The sequence below is a fragment of the Aliiroseovarius zhejiangensis genome (assembly GCF_014656375.1).
GTDB classification, from domain to species: Bacteria; Pseudomonadota; Alphaproteobacteria; order Rhodobacterales; family Rhodobacteraceae; genus Aliiroseovarius; species Aliiroseovarius zhejiangensis.
Window position 1 is genome coordinate 56,134 of sequence record NZ_BNCH01000003.1, and the last position, 16,252, is coordinate 72,385.

A 16,252-nucleotide genomic window follows, 5' to 3' on the forward strand; every position below is an offset into this window, starting at 1 on the left:
TTCGGTGGACGCCGTGTGATGCCCGGCCTAATCTGGCCCGGAACCGAATCCGGCACCGAAGGGTCACATGTCAGACGCAGCTTCCTCAGATACGCCAAAGGCAAAGCCCTATCAGGTTCTGGCCCGCAAATACCGCCCTGAAACCTTCGCCGATCTTGTTGGGCAAGAGGCAATGGTGCGCACGCTGAAAAACGCGTTCGAGGCGGACCGGATCGCCCAGGCTTTCGTGATGACGGGCATTCGTGGCGTGGGCAAGACGACCACGGCCCGGATCATCGCCAAGGGGATGAACTGTGTTGGGCCGGACGGGCAGGGTGGCCCGACGGTCGAGCCTTGCGGCCAGTGCGAACATTGCGTGGCGATTGCCGAAGGGCGCCATGTCGACGTGATGGAGATGGATGCCGCCTCGCGCACGGGGGTCGATGATATCCGCGAAATCATCGACAGCGTGCATTACCGGGCTGCGTCGGCGCGGTACAAGATCTATATCATCGACGAGGTTCACATGCTGTCGAAGAACGCGTTCAACGCGCTTCTGAAGACGCTGGAAGAACCCCCCGCGCATGTGAAATTCATCTTTGCCACGACCGAAATCCGCAAGGTACCGGTGACGGTGCTGAGCCGGTGTCAGCGGTTTGACCTGCGCCGGATCGAGCCCGAGGACATGCTGGCCATGTTGCGCCGGATTGCCGATGCCGAGGGGGCGGCCATTGCCGATGATGCGCTGGCCCTGATCACGCGGGCGGCTGAAGGGTCGGCGCGCGATGCGCAGTCTCTGCTGGATCAGGCGATCAGCCATGGCGCCGGAGAAACCACCGCCGATCAGGTGCGCGCCATGCTGGGTCTGGCGGATCGGGGCCGGGTTCTGGACCTGATGCATTTCATCGTGAAGGGGGATGCAGCGGGTGCGCTGGTCGAACTTGGCGGGCAATATGCCGACGGGGCCGACCCGATGGCCGTCCTGCGTGATCTGGCCGAGGTGTCGCATTGGGTCAGCGTGATCAAGATTACCCCTGAGGCGGTGGAAGATCCCACCATATCCCTGGACGAACGACGTCGGGGCCAGACCATGGCCGACGCCTTGCCGATGCGGGTTCTGTCGCGGATGTGGCAGATGCTTCTGAAAGCGATCGAAGAGGTCTCTGCCGCGCCCAACGCGATGATGGCGGCCGAAATGGCGATCATTCGGCTGACTCATGTGGCCGATCTGCCGACGCCGGAAGAACTGGTGCGCAAGCTGAAGGATCAGCCTGTACCGCCGGCGGGGCCGTCGGGTGGTGCGCCTGCGCCGTCAGGCGACGGGGCGCCGATGGGGCAGGGCTCTGCTGCCCCCCGGTTGTCGGGCAGTCCGGGAGGGACGGGTGCGGGGTCGTCCGGATCAGGCGCGACCGCTTTGGCCGTGTCGCAGCAGCCCGAAAACGCCTTGGCGCGGTATGCAAGGTTTGAGGATGTGATCGAGTTGATCCGGGCCAACCGCGACGTGCAGTTGTTGGTCGAGGTGGAAGGCGGTGTGCGTCTGGCGGCCTATGCGCCGGGGCGGATTGAGTTCACGCCAAGCGAAGACGCGCGATCCGATCTGGCCGCCCGCCTGGCCCAGCGGTTGCAGGTTTGGACCGGGGTGCGCTGGGGCGTGACGCTGGTCAACGGGTGCGAGGCTGCGACCATCACAGAAACCCGGGATGGTGAAAAGCGCGCGCTGGAAGAGGAAGCCGCAGCGCACCCGCTGGTACAGGCGGTGATCGCGCAGTTTCCGAAGGCACGGATCACCGAGATTCGCACCGCCGACGACATCGCGGATGTGGCCGCAGCCGAGGCGTTGCCCGAGGTCGAGGATGAATGGGATCCGTTCGAAGACGAATAATGCAGACACCGACACGTTCCGAGATTGCGATACTGGAAGAGGTCAAATCCCTTGCCGTTGAGTATTATCACCTGACCGGCAAGCCGCTGGGTGTCACGGGCGAGATCGCCGAAATGGAAGCAGCAAGTTTGCTTGGTCTGGATCTTGCCGCGGCGCGCACCGCCGGTTTCGACGCGTATCGCACAAGAAAAGACAGAAAAGAGAAAATCCAGATCAAGGGACGCTGGAAGAAGGACGGGACGTCCTGGGGCAGGGTGTCGAAAATAATCGCGGATCAGGAGTTTGACGCCGTCCAGCTTGTGCTAATGCATGGAAACTATGATGTCTTTGAGATCTGGGAAGCCTCTCGCGAAGATGTCGTCGAGCGGCTTGATGCGCCTGGGTCCAAGGCGCGCAACCAACGCCGGTCTATGGGGGTTTCGCAGTTCAAGTCGATCGCGGAGCTTGTCTGGTCCAGCCGCGCCTTGTAAGCCCCACCTGCGGACCGTATCTAAGACGGAACCACGAGATTTTTAAGGAGCATGAGATGCTGAAGGGACTGGGTGGTCTTGGCGACATGGCCAAGATGATGAAAGCCGCGCAAGAGATGCAGACCAAGATGGCGGATCTGCAGGAAAGCCTGGCCACAATGACCGTGGTGGGCGAAAGCGGTGCGGGTCTGGTCAAGGCGACGGCGACCGCCAAGGGTGTGCTGACGGGGCTGGATATCGACCCTTCGATTTTCAATCCGGACGAAAAGGAAGTGGTCGAGGATCTGATCCTGGCCGCGATCAAGGATGCGCAATCCAAGGCGCAGGAGCGCAGCGAAAGCGAAATGTCGCGACTGACCGAAGAGCTTGGTCTGCCCAAGGACATGAACCTGCCCTTCTAGGGCAGGCAGGCGCATGTCGGAAGCCCCGCGTGATATCGAGGCCCTGATTGACCTGATGGCGAAACTGCCGGGGTTGGGGCCGCGGTCGGCCCGGCGGGCGGTGCTGTATCTGATCCGCAAGCGGGCGCTTGTGCTGATGCCTTTGGCGGATGCGATGCAGGCGGTGGCGGAAACGGCGCGGGAATGCGTGGTTTGCGGCAATGTCTCGACCGCGGATCGCTGCGACATCTGCATGTCCGAGAAACGCGCGATTGGCGAGATTTGCGTGGTTGAGGATGTGGCCGACCTGTGGGCGATGGAACGCGCGGGCCGGTTCAAGGGGCGATACCACGTATTGGGCGGCACCTTGTCGGCGCTGGACGCTGTTGGCCCGGATGACCTTGGCATTCCCCGCCTGGTGCAGCGCGTGCGGGACGAAGGCATCACTGAGGTGATCCTTGCCCTGAACGCGACTGTCGATGGTCAGACCACGGCGCATTATATCGCTGAAGAGCTGGAGGGCCGCTGCGACGTGTCATCGCTGGCGCAAGGTGTGCCCATCGGGGGCGAGTTGGACTATCTGGATGAAGGTACGATTTCGGCCGCTCTTGCGGCGCGCAAGCGGTTGTAGGCTGCGCGGATCAGAACTGATCCAAAAGACGTTTCAGATAGTCGCGTTCCAGATCCGGGCGGTCGCCTTCGCCTGACCGGCGGCGCAATTCCTCCATCAACTCCTGTGCGCGGCGATAGACGTCTTCCCCGTCCTCAAGCGGGCTGTCGGTGGCTGTGGCGCCGTTGTTGCCATCCGGGCTGCGGCCCAGCGGATCGCGCTGGCTGGACTGGCGGCCTTCGCCGGGGTTGCTGCCTTGTTCGCCCTGACGCTGGGCCTGCTGATTCGCCATCGCTTCGTCGAACTGGCGCATTCCTTCACGCAAGGCCTCCATGGCGTCGGCCTGACGATCCAGCGCCTCGGGCAGATCACCCTGTTCCAATGCCTCGGCGGCGTCGCCCATCGCGCGTCCAGCGTCATCCAGCGCGTCCCGGGCGGCTTGTCCGGCCTCGTCACCGGCACCGGGCAGGTTGCGGCGCTGGGCCTCCAACTGCCGTTGCAAGTCGCTTTGCCGTTGCGCCAGATCGCTGCCTTCGCGACTGCCGCCCTGTTCGGGGCCGGCGCCCTGGCCGTCCTGCCCCTGTTGCCCATCTGCGCCATTGTGACTTTGACCGCGCCCTTGCCCGCCATCGCGGCCTTCGTTCCCTTCCGACTCGCCCGCCTGCGATCCCTGACCTTGTTCCTGAAGATCGCGGAAGGCCTGATCCGACAGGCCCTGTTGCTCGCGCAATGTTTCCTGCAACCCTTCGCGGGCACTTTGGCCGGGCTGGTTCGACGGGCCGGTCTGGGCCATCTGCATGTTTTCCATCATCTGGCGCAACTGGTCGAGCATCTGCATCGCTTCATCCTCGCGCCCCTGGCGCATCAACTCCTCGATGCGTTCCATCATGTCTTCAAGATCGGCCATGCTCATTTCGACCCCGTTTTCGGGCGGGGGTTGATCGGATTGCGGGCCGTTTTGCTGGTTCTCGGCCAGTTGTTCCAGATAATCGCGCATGGCCTCGCGCATTTCGTCCATCAGTTCGGCCAGTTCCTCTTCGCTGGCGCCGTCGCGCATGGCCTGTTCCAACCGGTCCTGTGCCTGCTGCATCCGAGCCAGGGCATCGGCCAGACGGCCATCGTCCAGCTCAACGGCGGCGTCCCAGAACACGGCGGCCACTTCGTTGCGCAGGTCTTCCGGCAGGCCCGCTTGCGTGTCCGAAAAGGCCAGCCCTGCCTCAAGCCGCCGGATCGCGCTGCGCAGCCGCAGATATATTCCTTCGGGCAGGTCCAACTCGTCAGGCCGGTTCAAGACGGCGCGGGTGATCTGCGCCACCCGTCGGCCATTGTCACGGGACCAGAGAAGGTCGCGGCGCTGTTCGATCAGCGCCTTGGCGACCGGATGCAGGAAGCGGCGGGCGGGCAGGACGATGTTCATGGGCGGCGTGGTGCCGGTTTGCTCGGCCCCGTCTTCGACCTTCAGGGTCAGGTCGACGGGCAGCCCGGCCCATGGATGTTCGATCAGGTTTTCCTCCAGCACCCCGTCGATCTGGGTCCGCGAACCGCGATAGGGAAGGGGCAGGTCGACGACCAGCGGCGGGCGGTCCTCGGGCGCGGTGGCAAGGCCATGGCGACGGTCGATGCGATCCAACCCCAGCGTAGCGGCGGCGTGGCCGCGGGTGACGGCATAATCATCCGTTGCTGTGAAGGGCAGCGAGAAATCGCCGGCAAGGCGGCGGGTCAACTCGCCCTCGGTGGTCACGGTCGGCGGCGTGTCGCCAATCGCGGTGATTTGCCAGCGCGCGGCACCCGGACCTTCGATGTCCAGCGGCCCGCTTTTGGTAATTACGAGCAGGTAGCTTTGCTGTGCCGGTCCCGTGATCGGCGTGTCGGACAGGTCCGCTGTCACCCCCAGCGTATCCAGATCACCATAAAGCCGCAGCGTCAGGCGACTGCCTTGCGGCACGGCCAGTGGGCCGGGCGGCTGGTCGGCCAGATAGAGGCTGGGGCGTCCGGTATAGCCGGGCGGTTCAATCCAGCCTTCCCAACTGGCGCTGGCAACGGGGGGGGTGCCAGCGTCCCCGCCGGTTGCACCGGGGCTGCCGAGGCGGTCCAGCCACGGGGTGAAGCCGATGGCCAGCGCCGCGCCGGTCGCGGCGATCAGGCGCAGCGCATAGGGGTCGCTGCGGGCCACACGCAGGTCAGGGGATACGGGTCGAACGCCCTTCAGGCGTTGGGCCATTCGCGCCAAATGCGCCTGCCAAAGGTTGCGCGATGCCATGTCATCGCGCCCGGTGGCCTGATCATCCATCAGGGCGGCAATCGGGTGGCCGGGCAGGCTGTCGTCCAGTTGCGCCAGTTGTTCGGCACGGCTGGGCCAGGCGAAATTGCGGGCACCCCAGATCAGCGCAGACAAAGCGGCAAAGACGCCCAGTGCCAACAGGCCCGTCGCGATGGGTGACGGACCGATGGTCCAGAAGCTCCAGACCGCGAAGGCCGTCAGGCCGATGGCCACCAGTGGCCAGAACGCGCGCCAGAGGCGTTCCAAAACCATCCCAGCCCCAGTCAAACGCAAGGGCCATTTCAGGTGCGTCTGCACCTCGTCGGGAAGGATCGGGCGGGTCATCGGACCCGCGTGAGGTTCACAACCATGCAGGGATGGTATCGCGTCCCAGCATCTCTTCATAGGTGGGACGGGCCCGGATGACGGCATATTGATCGCCCATCACCAGAACTTCGGGGATCAGGGGGCGGGAATTGTATTCCGACGCCATCACAGCACCATAAGCCCCGGCCGAGCGGAAGGCGATCAGGTCATCGGCTTGCAGGCGATCCAGATCGCGGCGCTTGGCAAATGTGTCGCCCGTTTCGCAGATCGGGCCGACAATATCGTATTGTGCCTTCTCCTGCCCCGGCGAGGGTTCGACCACCGGCACGATGTCGTGATGAGCTTCATACATGGCCGGGCGCACGAGGTCGTTCATCGCGGCGTCAACGATCAGGAAGTCCTGTCCTTCACCCTCTTTCACATAGATGACCGAGGTGACCATCAAACCGGCATTGCCCGAAACCAGCCGCCCTGGCTCGATCTCGATCTCGCAGCCCAGGTGGCCGACAGTTTCGCGTATCATCTGCCCGTATTCGAGGGGCAGGGGCGGGGCGGAGTTTGACCGTTCATAGGGAATGCCCAGCCCGCCGCCCAGATCAAGGCGGGTGATGTCATGTCCGTCGGCGCGCAGGGCTTCGGTCAGTTCTGCAACCTTTTGATAGGCTTGGCGGAACGGTTCCAACTCGGTCAGTTGGCTGCCGATATGCACGTCGATGCCGACCGCTTTCAGGCCGGGCAGGTTCGCAATTTCGGCGTAAACGTCGCGGGAGCGTGCAATGGGGATGCCGAACTTGTTTTCGGACTTCCCGGTCGAGATCTTGGCGTGTGTTTTCGCATCCACATCCGGGTTCACGCGCACGGTGACGGGGGCAACCACGCCCATCTCGGTCGCCACCTGCGACAGGACCCGCATTTCCGGTTCGCTTTCCAGATTGAACTGTCGGATGCCTTCCGACAGAGCCAGCCGCATTTCATCGCGTGTCTTGCCGACGCCGGAAAAGACGATTCGGTCGCCCGGCACCCCGGCGGCACGCGCACGGCGGTATTCCCCGCCCGACACCACGTCCATGCCCGCGCCCAGATCGCCCAGCAGTTTCAGAACGGCAAGGTTCGAGTTGGATTTCACCGCGAAGCAGACAAGGTGATCGGCCCAGTCCAGTGCTTCCGTGAACAGTCCGATATGTCGTTTCAGAGTGGCGGCGGAATAGACATAGAAGGGCGTGCCGACCTGCGCGGCGATCTCGGGGATGGCCACATCTTCGGCGTGCAGAATGCCGTCGCGGTAAAGGAAATGGTCCATGGGCGGGCCTTTCGGGCAGGTGCGCCTATTGGCGGGCTTGTTGTTCTGCGATGTCTTCCGGGCTGCCGGGGCGGATGGGTTCGCCATCGGCGCCGCAGGCGGCAAGGCCCAGAAGGGCAAGGATCAGGGTGAGACGGATCATGCCAGTTGCTCCTTCCAGCGGGCCACTTGCTGTCGCACTTCGGACGGGGCGGTGCCGCCGTAAGATGTGCGGCTGGCGACCGAGTTGTGCACACCAAGTACGCCGAACACCTCGTCCGTGATCGCGTTGTGGACCGACTGCATGTCGGCCAGTGTCAGGTCGGGCAGGTCGCAACCGCGATCCTCGGCCATCGCCACAAGCGAACCGGTCACGTGGTGGGCATCGCGGAACGGCATGTTCAGCGCCCGCACCAGCCAGTCGGCCAAATCGGTCGCGGTCGAGAAGCCGGACGAGGCCGCGGATTCCAGCGCCTCGGTGTTGGCGGACATGTCCGACACCATCCCGGTCATTGCGGCCAGCGCCAGCATCAGGTTGTCGGCGGCGTCGAAAACCTGTTCCTTGTCTTCCTGCATGTCCTTGGAATAGGCCAGAGGCAGACCCTTCATCACGGTCATCAGGCCGATATTCGCCCCCATGATCCGCCCGATCTTGGCGCGGATCAGCTCGGCGGCGTCCGGGTTGCGTTTCTGCGGCATGATGGACGATCCCGTCGACCACTTGTCCGACATACGGACAAACCGGAACTGGGCCGAGGACCAGATCACCAGCTCTTCGGCGAAACGCGACAAGTGCATGGCGCAGATCGTGGCCGATGACAGAAACTCCAGCGCGAAATCGCGGTCGGCCACGGCGTCCAGCGAATTGGCGGTGGGGCGGTCAAAGCCCAGAGCCTCGGCCGTCATGTGGCGGTCGATGGGGAAAGATGTGCCCGCCAGTGCGGCCGACCCCAACGGGCATTCGTTCATGCGGGCCCGCGCATCGCGAAAGCGCGACTTGTCGCGGCCAAACATCTCGACATAGGCCATCATGTGATGACCCCATGTGACGGGCTGGGCGGTTTGCAGGTGGGTGAAGCCGGGCATGACCCAATCCGCGCCCGCCTCGGCCTGTTCCAGAAGGGCGCGGATCAACGCTTCAAGCCCGTCGATCGCCGCGTCCATCTGATCCCGCACCCAAAGCTTGAAATCGGTAGCCACCTGATCGTTACGCGACCGGGCCGTGTGCAGACGCCCCGCCGGTTCACCCACGATCTCTTTCAACCGGGCCTCGACATTCATGTGGATGTCTTCCAGCGCGGTCGAAAAGGCGAACGTCCCGCCTTCGATCTCGGCCAGAACCCGCGACAGACCTTCGTGGATTGCTTCGGCATCCTGATCGGTGATGACCCCGACCGCCGCCAACATGGCGGCATGGGCGCGCGAGCCGTCAATATCCTGCCGTGCCATGCGCTGGTCATACCCGATCGAGGCATTGATCGCTTCCATGATCGCGTCGGGGCCTGCGGAAAAACGGCCACCCCACATGGCGTTTGCGGATTTGCTGTCGTCAGTCATGGTCGGCCTTTCAGGACTTGGGTCTTGTTTTGCTTGCTATACGCGGCGCGGACCAAAGGCGCAATTGGGCAGCGCAGATTGACGGGCGGCCCGGCTCTGGGCGAGTGAGGCTTCCGCGGGGTCAGCACAGGATTGCCGATCCGGATCGGCACGCTTTGTTTGGCACTGAAACAGGCGTATTGTGCGCCTCCGACGCGGTGCGAGGCCGCGCGGATGAGGCTGCGATGACAGGGGTGTCGAAAGACATGCATACAGGAATGTTTACTCGGCGACAGGCAGCGGGGCTGCTTCTGGCTGCCAGCATTATGCCCAGGGCCGCAATGGCAAATGCGGGGTTCGATGCGTGGCGCGCGGATTTTCGGGCACGCGCGGCGGCGACCGGACTTCCCGCCGACGTGCTGCGGGCGCTGGACGATGCGCGTTTCCTGCCCAAAGTCGTCGCTTCGGATCAGGCTCCGGCTGAAACATCGCGATCATTGGGCGATTACATCGCCTCGGCGGCGTCCCCGCAGCGGATCAAGGCCGGCCAGGTCGTGATGGCGCGCTATCCGACGCTACTGGGCCGCATTGAACAGGAATACGGCGTGGCGCGCGAGGTGATCGTCGCGATCTGGGGGATGGAAAGCAGCTTTGGCGCAGTGCGCGGGTCGGCGCCCGTGTTGTCGACGCTGGCGTCCCTCGCGTTCGAAGGTCGACGCCGTGCGCTGTTTGAAAACGAGCTTCTGGCCGCGTTGCAGATCCTGGCCGCGGGCGACACAACGCCTGGCCGGATGACCGGCTCTTATGCCGGAGCGATGGGTCATACGCAGTTCATGCCGACCTCGTATCTGCGATATGCGGTCGATTTCAACCGCGATGGGCGGCGCGACATCTGGGCTGACGATCCAACGGATGCGCTGGCCTCGACCGCTGCCTTTCTGCGCGCCAAGGGGTGGCAATACGGCCAGCCATGGGCATATGAGGTGCAACTTCCAAAAGGGTTTGACCTGGCCCGCACAGGGCGGGTCTATACCCAGCGGCTGCGCGATTGGGCGCAGCTTGGCGTGACCCATGCCTCGGGCGAAAAGCTGAGCGGGGCAGAGACGGGCGCGCTGATTCTGCCGGCCGGTCCCACCGGTCCCGTCTTCATGATCTTCGACAACTTCCACGTGCTGAAAAGCTATAACTATGCCGACAGTTACGCGATCGGCGTCGGCCATCTGTCAGACCGGCTGGCAGGCGGCGCCCCGATTCGCGCCAGGTTTCCCGGAGAGCCATGGGGCATGACCACCGCCGAACGGCAGGAGCTGCAAAAGCGGCTGAACGCGCTGGGCTTCAAGGCCGGGCGCCCTGATGGTGTGATCGGCGAAATGGGGCGCGCCGCGATCCGGTCGTATGAATCCGCACGCGGCGTCCCGGTTACGGGCGTTCCCAGCCGGGACTTGCTGGTGGCACTGCGCTAGCGACCTGATCAAATCGAAAACACCCGGTGACGTGGTCGTTGACCAACCCACAGGCCTGCATCCACGCATAAACGATGGTGGGGCCACAGAACTTGAACCCGGCCTTTTTCAAGTCTTTCGAGATCTGGGTGGACAATTGTGTTGCGGCGGGAGTGTCCGACAGACTGGCCCGCCGGCTGACCAGCGGCTTGCCATCCACATATCCCCAAATCCAGTCCGCGAAGGGTCGTGCGCCGCCAAGATCAAGATAGGCGCGGGCATTGCCAATGGTCGCCTCGATCTTGCCGCGATGGCGAATGATGCCGGAATTGCCCAGCAAACGGGCAACATCGTCTTCACCCCATTCGGCGATCACCGCAGGGTCAAACCCCTGAAACGCCTCGCGAAAAGCGTCGCGCTTGCGCAGGATGGTGATCCAGCTCAACCCGGCCTGGAACCCGTCAAGGATCAGCTTTTCCCACAGCGCGCGACCATCATATTCCGGCACGCCCCATTCCGTGTCGTGATAAGCGACATACAGCGGATCGTCTCCGCACCACGTGCAGCGTTGGGTCATGGCGGTTCCTGTCCGATCTTTCCTTAAAATTTTCTGCAAGTTCGAGATTTTACAGCTTGTTAGCATATGTGCCGCATCACTGTCCCATCGCTGCGACGGAGATTCAATGATGCACAACCTGAAACGGGACGATACGCCGATGCCAGCGGTGACGAGCGACCCGCTCTCTGTCGCCGTCGAATTGCGTGATAGCGAAGCGTTGGAGCTTGTGCATCACGCGCTGCGCCACAAGCAGGTCAAGCTGGCCTATCAACCGGTGGTGCAGACCGCCAATCCCGACCGGATGGCATTCTACGAAGGTTTGCTGCGGGTGCATGACAGCGCGGGGCGGGTGATTCCCGCCAAAAGCTTCATCGACGCGGTGGAAGACACCGAACACGGGCGCATTCTGGACGCGCTTGCGCTGGAAAAAGGGCTTGAGGTTCTGGCGGCAGAACCCGGTTTGCGGCTGGCGATCAACATGTCAGCCCGTTCCATCGCCTATCCGGGCTGGAAACAGGTTCTGGATCGCGGATTACAGGACAATCCGACAGTGGGCGAACGCCTGATCCTTGAGATCACGGAACGCACCGCGATCACCATGCCCGATCTGGTGCAGGTATTCATGGCGGAACTGCAACAAAAAGGGATCAGCTTCGCGCTGGATGATTTTGGCGCGGGCTTCACTTCTTTCCGGTATCTCAAGGACTTCTACTTCGACATCCTGAAGATTGACGGTGAATTCATTCGCGGCATTCATCAGGATGCGGATAACCAGATCCTGACGGAAGCCATGCTGTCGCTGGCCCGGCATTTCGATATGTTCACGGTTGCGGAAAGCGTCGAAAACCATCTGGACGCCGCCTATCTTGCCACGATCGGTGTCGATTGCATGCAGGGGTATTATTTCGGCGCGCCGACCATCAACCCCTATTGGCAAAAGCTGGCCTGACAGGGTCGTGCCCCCCCGCCGTCACCGTCGCAACCGGTGCGTGCGACTTGATTTCCTCTGCAATGCAGCACAGGATATGCCCAACATCGGCTTTTGGTTTGAAAACCGTCGTTATTCCGCGGCGAACAGGCCAGACCCGTCAGTTCGGAGGAAAAGGACTCATCATGACCAACGTAGTAATCGTATCCGCCGCGCGGACTGCCGTCGGCAGCTTCTCGGGCTCATTCGCCAACACGCCCGCTCATGATCTTGGCGCGGCGGTGCTTGAGGCCATCGTTGCCCGCGCCGGAATCGACAAATCCGAGGTCAGCGAAACAATCCTGGGGCAGGTGTTGCAGGCAGGCCAGGGGCAGAACCCTGCACGCCAGGCGCATATCAACGCTGGCTTCCCCAAAGAGGCGTCGGCCTGGGGGATCAACCAGGTCTGTGGATCGGGCTTGCGCACCGTTGCATTGGGCGCGCAGCACGTGATGCTGGGCGATGCCGCAATCGTTGCTGCGGGTGGTCAGGAAAATATGTCGCTCAGCCCGCACGTGGCGCATCTGCGCGCCGGGCACAAAATGGGGGACATGAAATTCATCGATTCGATGATCAAGGACGGCCTGTGGGATGCCTTCAACGGGTATCACATGGGGCAGACCGCCGAGAACGTCGCCCAGCAATGGCAGATCACCCGCGACATGCAGGATGAGTTTGCCGTTGCATCGCAGAACAAGGCGGAAGCAGCCCAGAAAGCGGGCAAGTTCGCCGATGAAATCATCCCCTTCACGGTCAAGACCCGCAAAGGTGAAAATGTCGTTGATCAGGATGAATACATCCGCCACGGCGCGACGATGGAAGCGATGCAGAAACTGCGTCCCGCCTTCACCAAGGACGGGTCGGTCACGGCGGCAAACGCGTCGGGCATCAACGATGGAGCGGCTGCCGTTCTGTTGATGACGGCGGATGAAGCCGAAAAGCGCGGGCTGGAGCCGCTGGCACGCATCGCATCTTATGCCACTGCCGGGCTGGACCCGTCGATCATGGGGGTAGGGCCGATCCATGCCTCGAACAAGGCATTGGAGAAGGCCGGCTGGAAAGCGCAGGATCTTGATCTTGTCGAAGCCAACGAGGCCTTTGCCGCGCAGGCCTGCGCCGTGAACAAGGATATGGATTGGGATACATCCATCGTGAACGTGAACGGTGGCGCGATCGCCATCGGCCACCCGATTGGCGCCTCTGGCTGCCGTATCCTGAACACGCTGTTGTTCGAGATGAAGCGCCGCGATGCCAAGAAAGGTCTGGCGACCCTGTGCATCGGCGGCGGCATGGGTGTGGCCATGTGCCTTGAGCGTCCGTAAAACCCTGCCAGACGATGGAAAAGGCGCCCGCGTGGCGCCTTTTTTGTGCCATGGTGGACGTGCAGAAAAATATATCTGCAATGCGGCAAAATGTTTGCGCAATAATATTGCGCAGCTCTTGCGTAAAAGGTAACAGTGTTTCCATACCTAGATTCTATAACGGAGGACGACATGGCTCGAGTTGCATTGGTCACCGGTGGGTCGCGCGGCATTGGCGCGGCAATTTCCAAGGCCCTGAAAGCAGAAGGCTACGACGTGGCTGCCACTTATGCGGGCAATGATGAAAAGGCTGCGGCCTTTACGGAAGAAACCGGCATCAAGACATACAAGTGGAATGTCGGCGACTACGAGGCTTCGAAGGAAGGGCTGGCGAAGGTCGAGGCCGAGGTCGGGCCGATCGACGTTGTGGTGGCCAATGCGGGCATCACCCGCGATGCGCCGTTCCACAAGATGACGCCCGAACAGTGGCAAGAAGTGATCGACACCAACCTGACCGGCGTGTTCAACACCGTTCACCCCATCTGGCCCGGCATGCGCGAACGCAAGTTCGGCCGGATCATCGTGATCAGCTCGATCAACGGCCAGAAGGGCCAGTTCGGCCAGGTGAATTATGCCGCGACCAAGGCGGGCGATCTTGGGATCGTCAAGTCGCTGGCGCAGGAAGGCGCGCGCGCCGGGATCACGGCCAACGCCATCTGCCCCGGCTATATCGCGACCGAGATGGTGATGGCGGTGCCGGAAAAGGTGCGTGAATCGATCATCGCAGGCATCCCGGCCGGTCGGCTTGGCGAACCCGAAGAAATCGCGCGCTGCGTGACCTTCCTGGCATCTGATGACGCGCAATTCATCAATGGTTCCACCATTTCGGCCAACGGCGCACAGTTCTTCGTCTGATCACGCCGGGCAATCACATACGCGGGGCTGGCCTGACAGGCTGGCCCCGTTCTTTTTTGACGTGGACGCCCGCAGGAAGCCGGTCATCCGTCGCAGCACGGTTTGCACGAACTGGGTCCGCAGTGCATGGGCGCGGGCAGAGGCACACCGCAGGTTTGCATCAGGGGTTTCGGTTTCTGGCATGGTGCGACACCTCGTTAGTAATTCTGGTGCGTCCACGTATCCAGCATTTGAAGAAACAGGATAAACGAGGCTTTTGGCGCTTTCACACAAGTGATATTTAACTGGCATGACAGACCGCTTACCTCCGCTGACAGCCTTGCGCGCCTTTGACGCTGCTGCACGCCATGTGTCGTTTCAACGCGCTGCGGCCGAGTTGAACGTGACCCCCGCCGCCTTGTCTTTCCAGATCAAGTCGTTGGAGGAGCATTTCGGCGCGCCCTTGTTCAACCGCCTGAATCGTGCGGTTGAACTGACCGAAGCCGGTCGCATACTGGCCCCCGGCGCGGCCGAAGGGTTCGAGGCGCTGACCGCGGCCTGGCGCGCGGCACGGCGCAGTGTCGACACCAATGTTCTGACGGTGACGGCTGGTCCCGCCTTTACGGCCAAATGGCTGGCGCCGCGCATGTTTGCCTTTTCGCAGGCCCATCCCGACATCGAACTGCGCGTCACCGCCGGTCTGCGGATGATGGATTTGAACAGGGACGAGGTCGATGTCGCCATCCGCTTTGGATATGGCGATGACGAGGGGTTGTATTCCCAGCCGCTTGAACCGGAATGGCTGACCCCGGTGATGCTGCCTGAGATGGCCCGCCGCTTTCCCACACCGCAGGATCTGGCGACTGCACCGCTGATCCACAACAGTTCCGACGATTTTCTGGACCCGCCTTGCGACTGGACAGCTTGGTTCCGGGCAGCGGGAGTCGATGGCGCACCGCGTGTGTCCGCCAGTTTCTCGCAGTCCGATCATGCGCTTGATGCCGCGCTGTCCGGGGCGGGTGTGGCGTTGGGGCGGCGCACATTTGTGGTGAAATACCTTTCTGATGGTCGTCTGATCGCACCGTTCAAGATTGCCTTGGGGACAGCCGCCAAGTTTCGGTTTCTGTGCCGCTTGGGGCAGGAAGACCGACCCGACATCGCCGCGTTTCGCGATTGGATTTCCGCCGAAATGGTCAAAACCGCGTCCTGTCCCACGGATATGAAAGTTGTTCCGGCCGAGGGTTTGGCGTGACCCGGGGCAAAGCTACGGCGGTGGGGTTCGGGGCCGTTCTGCTCTGGTCGCTTCTGGCGCTGTTCACGGTTGGCACGGCCCCGGTGCCACCCTTTCAGCTGGCGGCGATGGCTTTCACGGTGGGCGGAGCGGTCGGGCTGGTCTGGATCGGCTTTGCCCGAAGTTTTGGCGTGCTGATGCAGGTTGGGTGGCGCGTCTATCTGTTCGGGACGCTGGGCTTGTTCGGGTATCACGCGCTTTATTTCTCGGCATTGCGCATGGCCCCCGCGGCCGAGGCGGGGCTGATCGCCTATCTTTGGCCTTTGTTGATCGTGCTGTTCTCGGGTCTGTTGCCGGGCGAACGGCTCAGACCGCTGCATATCATCGGCGCATTGGTGTCGTTTACCGGGGCGGCGATCATCGTGATGGGGGGTGCAACCGGCTTTGGTGCCGAGGCGCTTCCGGGCTTCGGACTGGCCTTTCTGTGTGCGCTGACCTGGTCGGGCTATTCCGTCCTGTCACGCCGCCTTGGCAGCACGCCGACTGCATCGGTTGTGGTGTTCTGCCTGCTGACGGCAATCCTGTCGGCAGGGGTGCATTTGCTGTGGGAAACGACCGTCTGGCCGACGGATGCGCTGGGCTGGGCGGCGGTGCTGGGGCTTGGCCTGGGGCCGGTAGGGTTGGCTTTTTACGTCTGGGACATTGGGGTCAAGCAGGGCGATATACAGCTTTTGGGGGTCGCCAGCTATGGCGCCCCCTTGTTGTCGACGATCATCCTGATCCTGGCCGGTGTGGCCACACCGCGCCCGTCGCTGATCCTTGCGGGATTGCTGATCACCTTGGGCGCCGCGATGGCTGCGCGGGCCAGTGCAGCACGGCAGGCTGCGACCTGACCCGCCCTGACGGGTCTCAGGCGCTTGCGAGGCGTTCGATCTCTTCCTTGAGCAGGAGTTTCTGCTTCTTCAGTTCCGAAATTTCGTGGTCGCTGCTGCTGGGCGCCCGTTGGATCGCCTCGACTTTTTCAGAGAGAACCTCGTGTTTTCTCCGCAGCTCTTCAAGATGCGAACTCATGCTCATGGCGTTCCTCCTCTGATGTTATGGACTGGTTCAGTGCATCATATATTTGGGGGCTTGT

16 protein-coding genes are annotated in these 16,252 nt (G+C 62.5%); 10 read left to right on the forward strand and 6 right to left on the reverse strand.

The genetic code is table 11. The features are described 5' to 3' along the window. Positions 1–67 precede the first annotated feature (67 nt). From IE188_RS08175 to recR, 4 genes are read left to right on the forward strand one after another with little or no spacing between them, the layout of a single operon-like run. A complete protein-coding gene (locus IE188_RS08175; RefSeq protein WP_191286002.1) occupies positions 68–1,861 on the forward strand; it encodes a DNA polymerase III subunit gamma/tau in 1,794 nt (597 codons plus the stop codon). After that, the gene (locus IE188_RS08180) at positions 1,861–2,331 is read left to right on the forward strand and encodes a DUF6998 domain-containing protein (protein ID WP_191286003.1); all 471 of its coding nucleotides are present in this window, start codon (positions 1,861–1,863) and stop codon (positions 2,329–2,331) included. Before IE188_RS08175 ends, IE188_RS08180 begins: the two co-directional genes overlap by 1 nt. Positions 2,332–2,387: 56 nt before the next feature. After that, positions 2,388–2,732 (forward strand): YbaB/EbfC family nucleoid-associated protein, encoded by a 345-nt coding sequence (locus IE188_RS08185; RefSeq protein ID WP_191286004.1) that lies wholly within the window; start codon positions 2,388–2,390, stop codon positions 2,730–2,732. Positions 2,733–2,745: 13 nt separating this feature from the next. Then, positions 2,746–3,342, forward strand: a complete 597-nt coding sequence (recR, locus tag IE188_RS08190; protein ID WP_191286005.1) for a recombination mediator RecR — start codon at positions 2,746–2,748, stop codon at positions 3,340–3,342. Positions 3,343–3,352: 10 nt separating this feature from the next. Here recR and IE188_RS08195 read toward each other — a convergent pair whose 3' ends face one another. From IE188_RS08195 to argH, 3 genes are all read right to left on the reverse strand, one after another. Beyond that, positions 3,353–5,926 (reverse strand): TIGR02302 family protein, encoded by a 2,574-nt coding sequence (locus IE188_RS08195; RefSeq protein WP_191286006.1) that lies wholly within the window; start codon positions 5,924–5,926, stop codon positions 3,353–3,355. Between the two features lie 16 nt (positions 5,927–5,942). After that, entirely contained in the window at positions 5,943–7,208 is a 1,266-nt protein-coding gene (gene lysA, locus IE188_RS08200) for a diaminopimelate decarboxylase (RefSeq protein ID WP_191286007.1), read from the reverse strand. A 138-nt stretch (positions 7,209–7,346) separates the two neighbouring features. After that, the gene (argH, locus tag IE188_RS08205) at positions 7,347–8,744 is read right to left on the reverse strand and encodes an argininosuccinate lyase (RefSeq protein WP_191286008.1); all 1,398 of its coding nucleotides are present in this window, start codon (positions 8,742–8,744) and stop codon (positions 7,347–7,349) included. 257 nt (positions 8,745–9,001) lie between these two features. On the opposite strand from argH, the gene IE188_RS08210 reads away from it, so the two are divergent. Beyond that, entirely contained in the window at positions 9,002–10,186 is a 1,185-nt protein-coding gene (locus tag IE188_RS08210; protein ID WP_191286009.1) for a lytic murein transglycosylase, read from the forward strand. On the opposite strand, the gene IE188_RS08215 is transcribed toward IE188_RS08210, so the two are convergent. Further along, positions 10,143–10,742: a DNA-3-methyladenine glycosylase I gene (locus IE188_RS08215; protein WP_191286010.1), complete on the reverse strand. Its 600-nt coding sequence runs from the start codon at positions 10,740–10,742 to the stop codon at positions 10,143–10,145. The genes IE188_RS08210 and IE188_RS08215 overlap by 44 nt on opposite strands. A 106-nt stretch (positions 10,743–10,848) precedes the next feature. Between IE188_RS08215 and IE188_RS08220 the strand changes: the two genes are divergently transcribed. The 3 genes from IE188_RS08220 to phbB all read left to right on the forward strand — a co-directional run bounded on the left by IE188_RS08220 (position 10,849) and on the right by phbB (position 13,907). Continuing rightward, positions 10,849–11,673 (forward strand): EAL domain-containing protein, encoded by an 825-nt coding sequence (locus IE188_RS08220; protein WP_229836646.1) that lies wholly within the window; start codon positions 10,849–10,851, stop codon positions 11,671–11,673. A 164-nt stretch (positions 11,674–11,837) separates the two neighbouring features. Then, on the forward strand, positions 11,838–13,013 hold the full coding sequence (locus IE188_RS08225) for an acetyl-CoA C-acetyltransferase (RefSeq protein ID WP_191286011.1): 1,176 nt from the start codon (positions 11,838–11,840) through the stop codon (positions 13,011–13,013). 171 nt (positions 13,014–13,184) lie between these two features. After that, positions 13,185–13,907, forward strand: coding sequence for an acetoacetyl-CoA reductase (gene phbB / locus IE188_RS08230; RefSeq protein ID WP_191286012.1), 723 nt, complete (start codon positions 13,185–13,187; stop codon positions 13,905–13,907). On the opposite strand, the gene IE188_RS08235 is transcribed toward phbB, so the two are convergent. Then, positions 13,908–14,090: a hypothetical protein gene (locus IE188_RS08235; RefSeq protein ID WP_191286013.1), complete on the reverse strand. Its 183-nt coding sequence runs from the start codon at positions 14,088–14,090 to the stop codon at positions 13,908–13,910. It lies immediately after the preceding gene. 106 nt (positions 14,091–14,196) lie between these two features. Between IE188_RS08235 and IE188_RS08240 the strand changes: the two genes are divergently transcribed. Both IE188_RS08240 and yddG read left to right on the forward strand, forming a co-directional pair. Continuing rightward, positions 14,197–15,138 (forward strand): transcriptional regulator GcvA, encoded by a 942-nt coding sequence (locus IE188_RS08240; RefSeq protein WP_191286014.1) that lies wholly within the window; start codon positions 14,197–14,199, stop codon positions 15,136–15,138. Further along, complete coding sequence (gene yddG, locus IE188_RS08245; protein ID WP_191286015.1) at positions 15,135–16,010, forward strand: aromatic amino acid exporter YddG; 876 nt, start codon at positions 15,135–15,137, stop codon at positions 16,008–16,010. The genes IE188_RS08240 and yddG overlap by 4 nt, the downstream gene beginning before the upstream one ends. Before the next feature lie 16 nt (positions 16,011–16,026). Here the strand turns inward: yddG and IE188_RS08250 are convergent, their stop codons facing one another. Further along, complete coding sequence (locus IE188_RS08250) at positions 16,027–16,194, reverse strand: DUF465 domain-containing protein (RefSeq protein ID WP_191286016.1); 168 nt, start codon at positions 16,192–16,194, stop codon at positions 16,027–16,029. Between the last annotated feature and the right edge of the window lie 58 nt (positions 16,195–16,252).